This is a genomic window from Amycolatopsis bullii, assembly GCF_014654205.1.
GTDB lineage: Bacteria > Actinomycetota > Actinomycetes > Mycobacteriales > Pseudonocardiaceae > Amycolatopsis > Amycolatopsis plumensis.
Genome location: NZ_BNAW01000097.1, coordinates 1 through 8,089, shown reverse-complemented (window position 1 = coordinate 8,089; position 8,089 = coordinate 1). Strand labels below are relative to the sequence as shown.

General features: G+C 73.2%; 7 protein-coding genes and 2 pseudogenes. 4 read left to right on the top strand and 5 right to left on the bottom strand.

Annotated elements, in window-relative coordinates; genetic code table 11:
- A partial coding sequence (locus IE317_RS43880; protein WP_229903250.1) for an AAA family ATPase occupies positions 1-1,140 on the bottom strand: 1,140 nt, incomplete at its 3' end.
- A 149-nt stretch (positions 1,141-1,289) separates the two neighbouring features.
- Between IE317_RS43880 and IE317_RS43875 the strand changes: the two genes are divergently transcribed.
- The 4 genes and pseudogenes from IE317_RS43875 to IE317_RS43860 all read left to right on the top strand — a co-directional run bounded on the left by IE317_RS43875 (position 1,290) and on the right by IE317_RS43860 (position 4,020).
- Positions 1,290-1,859 carry a VOC family protein gene (locus tag IE317_RS43875; protein WP_191317271.1) on the top strand — a complete coding sequence of 190 codons (570 nt, stop codon included), beginning with the start codon at positions 1,290-1,292 and terminating at the stop codon, positions 1,857-1,859.
- Positions 1,860-1,907: 48 nt separating this feature from the next.
- Positions 1,908-2,801, top strand: coding sequence for an alpha/beta fold hydrolase (locus tag IE317_RS43870; protein ID WP_191317270.1), 894 nt, complete (start codon positions 1,908-1,910; stop codon positions 2,799-2,801).
- A 58-nt stretch (positions 2,802-2,859) separates the two neighbouring features.
- Positions 2,860-3,475 (top strand): annotated as a pseudogene (locus tag IE317_RS43865) (alpha/beta fold hydrolase); the annotation flags it as partial.
- An 83-nt stretch (positions 3,476-3,558) separates the two neighbouring features.
- Positions 3,559-4,020, top strand: a complete 462-nt coding sequence (locus IE317_RS43860) for a VOC family protein (protein WP_191317269.1) — start codon at positions 3,559-3,561, stop codon at positions 4,018-4,020.
- Positions 4,021-4,050: 30 nt separating this feature from the next.
- On the opposite strand, the gene IE317_RS43855 is transcribed toward IE317_RS43860, so the two are convergent.
- The 4 genes and pseudogenes from IE317_RS43855 to IE317_RS43840 form a co-directional block, all read right to left on the bottom strand.
- The gene (locus tag IE317_RS43855) at positions 4,051-4,908 is read right to left on the bottom strand and encodes a dienelactone hydrolase family protein (RefSeq protein WP_191317268.1); all 858 of its coding nucleotides are present in this window, start codon (positions 4,906-4,908) and stop codon (positions 4,051-4,053) included.
- Positions 4,909-5,069: 161 nt separating this feature from the next.
- A complete protein-coding gene (locus IE317_RS43850) occupies positions 5,070-5,861 on the bottom strand; it encodes an FHA domain-containing protein (protein ID WP_229903249.1) in 792 nt (263 codons plus the stop codon).
- The gene (locus IE317_RS43845) at positions 5,858-7,045 is read right to left on the bottom strand and encodes a right-handed parallel beta-helix repeat-containing protein (RefSeq protein ID WP_191317267.1); all 1,188 of its coding nucleotides are present in this window, start codon (positions 7,043-7,045) and stop codon (positions 5,858-5,860) included. The genes IE317_RS43850 and IE317_RS43845 overlap by 4 nt, the downstream gene beginning before the upstream one ends.
- A gap of 86 nt (positions 7,046-7,131) precedes the next feature.
- Positions 7,132-8,089 (bottom strand): annotated as a pseudogene (locus IE317_RS43840) (DUF3558 domain-containing protein); the annotation flags it as partial.

Below are 8,089 nucleotides of genomic sequence, written 5' to 3'. Positions count from 1 at the left end.
CTGGGCCCGGCCGGCGGAGCGCTCCAGCTCGGCCGCGGCGTCTTCGCCGGGGGCGAGGGTCGCCTGCGCGCGGTGCCAGGCGCGCCGGTCCGGGTCGACGGCGGCGTCGGTCACCTCGGCCAGGGCCCGGTGCACTTCCCGCCGCTCCCGGGCGTCGGCGGAACGGTAGACGGCCGAGCGCACCAGCGGGTGCCGGAAGCGGATCCGCGGCCCGAACTCGATCAGCCCGGTCGCCTCGGCGGCCGCGGCGGGGTCGGCGCCCAGGCCGAGCTCGCCGGCCGCCCGCCAGAGCAGGGTCGCGTCCCCCAGCGGCTCCGCGGCCGCGACCAGCAGCAGCTTCCGGGTGTCGGCCGGCAGGGGTGCGAGCTGCTGCAGGAAGCAGCGCTCGAGGCGGCCGGCCAGCGCGTCCCCGTTCGGGCGACGGAACCCGTCGGCCTGCTCGGCCGCGGTCCAGAACCGGGGTAGCTCGACCAGGGCCAGGGGGTTGCCGTGCGTCTCGGCGACGATCCGGTCGCGCACGCGGACGTCCAGCGGGCCCTTGAGCACCGAATCCAGGAGGGCGGCGGCCGCCGCCGCGCCGAGGCCGCGGACCGCCAGCTCCGGCAGCCCGGCCAGGTCGGGTTCCCCTGCGGGTTCGCGCACGGCGACCACCAGGGCGATCGGCTCGGCCAGCAGCCGCCGGGCGACGAACGCGAGGGTCTGCGCGGACACCCGGTCGAGCCACTGCGCGTCGTCGACCAGGCACACCAGGGGCCGGTCCTCGGCGACTCCGGCGAGCAGCGTCAGCACCGCCAGCCCGACCAGGAACCGGTCCGGCGGCTCCCCCGCGACCACGCCGAACGCGGTGCCGAGCGCGGCCCGCTGCGGAGCGGGCAGGTGCTCGAGCCGGTCGAGGAAGGGCGCGCACAGCTGCTGCAGGCCCGCGTAGGGCAGCTCACGCTCCGCCTCGACGCCGGCTGTCCGCGCGATCCGGCACCCGGTTGCCCGGGCCGCGACGTGCTCCAGGAGCGCGGTCTTGCCGATGCCGGCCTCACCGCGCAGCACCAGCACCCGGCTCTGCCCCGTCCGCGCCGCGGCGAGCACGTCATCGAGGGCGGCGAGCTCGTCGCCGCGTCCGACCAGCTCCAGCTCCCGGGACATCACCGGAACCCTAGCGCGATCCCCGGGCCCGGGCCCGGGGAAGGACCAGGGTGTCTCACGGGGGCGAAGGAGCGTTCGGGGGACGACTGTGGTGGCGAGCGGCGAACCCCCGCTGCTCGCCACCACAGTCGTCTCCAGAAGGAGTCCGAATGGACATGAAGCTCGAAGTCGTGGTCCTGCCCGTCACCGACGTCGACCGGACCAAGCACTTCTACAAGACCCTCGGCTGGCGTGAAGACGCCGACATCCGGTTCGGCACCTCGCGCATCGTGCAGCTGACCCCGCCGGGATCGACGGCGTCGGTCCACTTCGGCACCGGCCTCACCGACGCCACCCCCGGCTCGGTCCGCGGCACCTACCTCGTCGTCGACGACATCGAAGCGGCCCGCGCCGAGCTGGCCGGCCACGGCGTCGACGTCAGCGAGGTCTTCCACCGCGACGAGACCGGCGCCTTCGCCCCGGGGGCGCACCCCGACCACGGCACCTACTCGTCGTTCGCGTCGTTCAGCGACCCGGACGGCAACACCTGGCTGCTGCAGGAGATCACCACCCGCTTCCCCGGACGCGTCACCGGCGTGACGTACGACTCGGCGCAGCAGCTGGAGGAGGCGCTGCGCGAAGCCGCGGCCGCGCACGGCGAGCACGAGAAGGAAACCGGGCAGTACGACGAGCAGTGGCCCGTCTGGTACGCCCGGTACCTGACCGACCACCAGGCCTGAGCCGCGCCGCCATCCGATCGTGGTGAACGAGGGTGCGACAATCGGCTCATGGGCTTCAGTTCGGCCGGGCGGGCCGTCACCTCCACTTTGGACATCGCGTACGAGCGGTCGGTTCCGCCGGACGGTCCGCCGGTCATCCTGCTCCACGGCTTTCCCTACGACGTGCGGGCGTTCGACGAGGTCGCACCCCGGCTGGCCGCTCGGGGCGCCCTCGTGCTCGCCCCCTACCTCCGGGGCTTCGGCGCGACGTCGTTCCGCGAGGGATCGGCGATGCGCTCGGGACAGCAGGCCGCGCTGGCGCACGACCTCGTCGAGTTCATGGACGCACTCGAAATCGGCTCCGCGGTCCTCGCCGGCTACGACTGGGGAGGCCGGGCCGCCTGCGTCACGGCGGCGCTGCAGCCGGAGCGGGTGCGTGGCCTGGTCACTGTGGACGGCTACAACGTCCAGGACATCGCCGCCGCGGACGAACCCACGAGGCCGGACTGGGAGCAGTACTTCTGGTACCAGTTCTACTTCCATTCCGAGCGCGGCCGCCGCGGGCTCGAGCAGAACCGCGAAGAACTCTGCTCGCTGCTGTGGCGCTCCTGGTCGCCGAAGTGGGAAGGGGCCGGTGCCGCCTTCCCGGCGAGCGCGCCGAGCCTGCACAACCCGGACTTCGTCGACGTGGTCATCCACTCCTACCGGCACCGCTACGGCCTCGCCGAAGGCGATTCCCGGTACCAGCGGACGGAAGAGCTCCTCGCGAAGCAGCCGCCGATCACGGTTCCGACCGTGGTGCTGGAAACGGGCGCCGACGGCCTGCCCGGCCCGAGCGCGGCCGGCGACCGCGAGTACTTCACCGGACCGTACGAACACCGGCTCCTGCGGGACATCGGGCACAACGCTCCCCAGGAAGCGCCGGAGGAGTTCGCGGACGCGGTCGCGGCCCTGCTCCGCTGAGCCGGCTCGCCGCGGTTTCGCCCACTCGAGGAAGTGGTCGCCGAGGTCCACGCCTTCGCCGGCGGACGCGTTCCACGTGGTCGCGCCCTCGTTGCCCGGCTACGGCCGGAGTGACAAGCCGGCGACGACCGGGTGGGGCGTCACCCGCATCGCGCGCGCCTGGGACACGTTGATGGTTTCACTGGGCTACCGGCGCTACGGCGCCCAGGGTGGTGACTGGGGTTCGGCGGTGTCCGGCGCGCTGGGCGAGGTGGCGCCCGAGCGGGTCGCCGCCGTGCACCTGAACCTGGGGTCCGTGGCGGCGGGCACGTTCGACGACCCGACCCCGTCCGAGCTGGCGAACCTCGAGGCCGAGAAGGAGTTCCAGCGCACCGGGCGGGGGTACTCGGCGCTCCAGGCGACCCGGCCGCAGACCCTCGGCTACGGCCTCACCGACTCCCCGGCGGGTCAGGCCGCATGGATCGCCGAGAAGTTCCGGGCCTGGACGGACCACGACGGCAACCACGAGGACGCGGTCACGCGGCAGCACCCGCCCGTCGCGGCGGGAGGCCGAGCTGCGGTTCACCGACCTGCGCTGGTTCGAGGAACTGCCCCGGGGAGGCCACTTCGCCGCCCTGGAGCAGCCCGAGTCGCTCGTCGAGCAGGTGCGCGGGTTCTTCCACCTCGTCCGCTGACGGCCGCGGAATCGCGGACCGCAGCTGTCCGCTTTCACTGGCAAGGTGGACGACGTCAGCCCGACGACCAACGGAGAACACTGATGAGCCGACACGTCCAGGTCACGTTCGACGCCCACGACCCGCGAGCGCTTTCGGCGTTCTGGCGCGAGGTGCTGGACTACGTCCACCCGGCCCCGCCCGGCGTCGACCTGCCCGAAGGCGCCGACCCGTTCGCCGCGTGGGACGAGTTCCTCGAGCGGGCCGGCGTGCCGGAAGACCAGCGCACCAGCAGCTCCGCCGTGGAAGACCCCGAGGGCCGGGGGCCGCGCCTGTTCTTCCAGCGGGTGCCGGAGGGCAAGACCGCGAAGAACCGGGTCCACCTCGACGTCCGGAGCGCACCCGGCCTGCAGGGCGAGGAGCGGATGGCGGCCCTCGAAGCGGAGTGCGAACGGCTGGTCGCCCTGGGCGCGACCCGGGTGCGCCGCTTCGAGCCCGAGCCGCCGCTCAGCGCCGGGTTCATCGTGATGACCGACCCCGAAGGCAACGAGTTCTGCCTGGATTGACCCCGGCCGGGCGGCCCGGGACCCCACTGTCTACAGTGGACAATTGCTGCGGTACATCGAGATCCCGGTCCGGTCCGCCACCGTCGGGCACAGGAACTTCTCGTAGCGCGTGTCCCGGTCGAGGGCCAGCTTGAGCCACGGGACGAGCGTGCGCATCTCGACCGTGTTCGGCCGGGTCGCGAACAGGTGGTCCACGCCGGTGATCTGGACGTAGGCCTTCTTCAGGGCCGCCGGCAGGGTGGCCCACAGCTTCTCGAGGTACGCCGGGGTGACGACCGGGTCGCGCTGCCCGGCGATGAACATCGTCGGCACCTGGTCGCCGACCAGGTCGATATTGCCCACCGGGGAGCCTGGCGCCAGCCCGACCGCCGACTTCAGCGACGGGCGCCGCAGCGCCGCGAGCAGGGCGCCGGCCCCGCCCGCGGAGTGTCCGATCACGCCCAGCCGGCTCGCGTCCACGCGGGTGCGCACCGGGCTCTTCTGCGTCAGGTAGTCGAGTGCCGCGAGCAGCTGCGTGGCGCGGGCGTCGGCGCTGTCGGTCCGGCTGAGGGTTTCGATGCCGATGACGACGAACCCGAAGGACGCCAGCCGCGGCCCCATCCACGCCTCTTCGTCGGCGAACAGAGCGGAATAGCCGGGCACGATCGCGACCGCACCCCACGTGCCCAGGCCGGTGTCGGCCGGGTAGTAGACGTACCCGCCGTTGAACCCGTTGCCGGGCGGCACTTTCGCCTGCGCCGTCGCGAACGGCCCGTACGGCGCCGCCACGCTCGCGAGGGTGGGATCGGGCCCCCGCTGGTAGGAGTTGGCCACCGCGGGCGCCGGCGAGGCGGCCAGGCTCAGCACCGCCGCGACGGTGGCAGCGGCTCGGAAGAGAACGCGTCGCATCGCCTTACCTCCTCGGACGGCCCAGCCGGAGAGATCGACGCTAATGCCACCGGTTCGAACGCCACAACTCGCTCGCGGGCCGGGCCGGGCCGGTTCCGTCGAAGGGCCAGTTCACGGCCCTCGCACGCCTTTCGCGGAAGGCTGAAAGTTACGGCCCGCCCTCAGCCGGGGAACAGCGGTGGCTCGGAAAGCTCGAGCCATTCCAGGTCCATCGGCACCAGCGTCGTCGACAGCACCAGCTCGCGCAGCAGGTTCACGGTCAGCGTCAACCCCACCGGCTCCCCCACCTCGTCCCGGCGCAGCCCGTGCACCCCGGCGTCGGAAAGCCGTTGCCGGACCCGGGAAACGAGGTGCTCGACACGCTTGGCCGTCCAGTTCTCGCGAGGCCGTCGTTCGGCGAGCTCGGCGGCCGCCTGGTGACGGGACAGCGGCAGCGGGTGGGGGTCGTAGCCGAGGTAGCGCTGCCCGAGCACGGTCAGCGCGAGGTGCTCCTCCGGGGACAGCCGCCAGCGTTTCGGCGGTGCCGTCGGGTGCGTCGGGCGGCGCGTGGCGACACCGGCCTCGCCGTCGGAGACGAGCAGCTCCAGCACGTGCTCGCGGGTGCCGCGCAGGAACAGCGCGGTGTAGCCGTCGGCCAGCGGCAGCGGTTCGCTGTCGCGGTGCAGCAGGACGTTGTCGGACAACCGGATCGGCGAGCGGCCGGTGTTGCTGAGCCACCAGCGGTCCCGCTCGCGCACGAGCTGCCCGTGGACCCGGCTGATCCGCACGTCCTCCTCGCCGACGCAGACGTCGACCTCCAGCCGGTTGCGCCCGAAGGTCACCCGGCGGCCGGGCGACGGCGGCACCGCGACGCCACCGGTGACGGTCAGCGCGCTCAACGTGCCCGGCACCGTGGCGGGGACGCCATGGCGCAAGCTGCGGCGGCGGTGCGGGTCGAGGCGTTCGGTGGTCACGGCCACCTCCGTTCGTAGGCGCCGATGTCGAAGCCCGCGCCGGCGGGCCGGGGGACGCCGTCGAGATCGAACGCGGGCGCGTGCACGGGACTGCCGGCGTCGACCGCGGCTGAACCCGCGGCGAGGTGGTAGTCGCCGCGGGCCGGATCGGCGAACCCCGGATCCCCGGCGAAGTTGTGATCGGCGGCGAATGGCCCGGGGTCGACCGGTCCGTCACCGAAGACGTTGTTGCGCAGGAGGTTCACCCCGGTGAACCGGTCGGCGTCGATCCGCAGGGAACCACGGGCGTTGCCGGCGAAGGTGTTGTTGACGATCTCCAGGTTCCGCATGGTCCCGGTCGACTCGACCCAGAGGCTCAGCCCGGCCTGCGCGTTGCCGGCCGACAGGTTGCCGACGACCCGCACGTCCGAGAGCAGCCGGCTTTCCGAGTAGTCCTCGACGGCGAGCCCGATCCCGGCCTTGGTGGCCTCGCGGGTCCCGCCGACCACGTTGGCGTAGACGTCCACAGTGGACGACGAGTCGACGTAGATGTCCGGGCCCCGGTTACCGGTGACGACGTTGTGGTGGATTTTCACCCGTGCGGCGTCGTCGTACTTGACGTCGATGCCTTCCTCGCCGTTGTCGTGCACCCGGCAGCCGGACACCTCGACGTCCGACGAGCCTGAGGCGATGCTCAGCGCCTCGTGGTCGGCCGCGGTGCCGCGGGCGTTGGTGCCGTGGATGTCGCACTGCGCGATCCGCACCCGCCGGGTGCCGACCAGCACCAGCCCGCCGTCGCGGGAACCGTCGACGCCGAACCGGTCGAACACGAGGTCGTGCGCGCCCACGGCATACACGCCGAAGCCGGCCGAGCCAGACACGGTCACGTCGGTGAACTCGAGCCAGCTGTGCCCGCCCACCGCCAAGCCGCCGGCGCCGGTCAGCACCGCGGTGCCACCGACGCCGGTGAACCGGATGGGGCGGCCCGGAGCACCGTCGCGGTGGACGGTCAGGCCGCCCGGGTAGGTACCGGCCTCGATCGCGACCGTGTCGCCCGGCCGGGCCAGGTCGGCGGCGGCCTGCACCGAGGCGTAGTACCCGTGCGGGCCGACGTGCCAGGTGCGCGGGACCGGTCCGGCAGCCCCCTCGGCTGCCGGACCGGCCATGGCCACCACCAGGAGCGCCCCACCGGCCAGTACCCGCATCGCCACTTCTCGTCCCGTCTGCTCCGGCCCGCTAACCCGGCCTCGGCTCTCTTTCTAGCCGGAACCGCCGGGGACCGGTCCCCGCGTCACGGCAGCCGCCGGACGAGTTCCTCCGCCAGGGAGCGTGCGGTCGCGCACAGCGCGTCCCCACCGGCCGCCGTGGTGTCCTCGATGGCGACCGCGGCGACCTCCTCCCGGTCTTGGGGAGTGCCGCGCGTCATCGGCGCGGCCGGGGTGTACGAGCGGTGCACGACCTTGACGGAGCACTCCGGGTTCCCGCCGGGGACCGGGGCCACGACGGCGGTGCGGTTGCCGATCCGGATCCGGGCACCCGGCACCTCGTCGTCCTCCTCGATCGGCCATTCCCGGCTGTACTCGATGGTGATCGTGCGCGGATCGTGCTCCCAGGTGCAGCCCCAGCCGCCGAACGCGCGGTCCGGCGGCGTGACCCGGCCCAGCACGCCGGTCGTCGTGGCCTCGTCGAGCAGGCCGCAGGCGTCGACGCGGGCCAGTGACGACTCCGGGAGCGGGGCACGCCGCGGCAAGGGCCCGTTCGCCAGCTTGGTCAGCACGCCGGAGAGCACCGAGTCCGAGTAGGAGCACACCGGCGCCTCACGCGCGTCTTCTATCGCGCGTGAGGTGACGACGATCCGGTTGGTGTCGGCCAGCGAGATGGCCCGCTCGCACGAGCCGTCGTGCATCTCGGGATACTCGATTTCGCCCATTTTGCCGGGCACCGGCGGCCGGGGCGGGTACCGCAGCGGTCCGGTCAGGTCGAGCCGGGTCTGCACCTTCCCGCCCTTCGCGGGCAGCGTGGTCGTGACGATGCAGGTGCCGAAGTTCGCCACCTCCGGGTCCACGAACGGCTGGCCGAAACCGGTGAGCGAGTTCAGCGAGATCGCCGCGCACGGGTCCGTCCCGGCCGGGTCGGGGCCGAGGGTGTTCGCGCCGGCCGGGACGTCGTGGGCGGTCGGGGCGCCATCGGTGGTGGTCCACAGCGGCCGGGCGAGGACGAACCCGGCCACCAGCGCGGCCACCGCCGCG

Bases quoted from the DNA above. Each gene is read 5' to 3' on its own strand.
- IE317_RS43870 (WP_191317270.1), top strand. From the start codon at position 1,908: ATGGGCTTCAGTTCGGCCGGGCGGGCCGTCACCTCCACTTTGGACATC.
- IE317_RS43855 (WP_191317268.1), bottom strand. From the start codon at position 4,908: ATGCGACGCGTTCTCTTCCGAGCCGCTGCCACCGTCGCGGCGGTGCTG.
- IE317_RS43845 (WP_191317267.1), bottom strand. From the start codon at position 7,045: ATGCGGGTACTGGCCGGTGGGGCGCTCCTGGTGGTGGCCATGGCCGGT.
- IE317_RS43860 (WP_191317269.1), top strand. From the start codon at position 3,559: ATGAGCCGACACGTCCAGGTCACGTTCGACGCCCACGACCCGCGAGCG.
- IE317_RS43875 (WP_191317271.1), top strand. From the start codon at position 1,290: ATGGACATGAAGCTCGAAGTCGTGGTCCTGCCCGTCACCGACGTCGAC.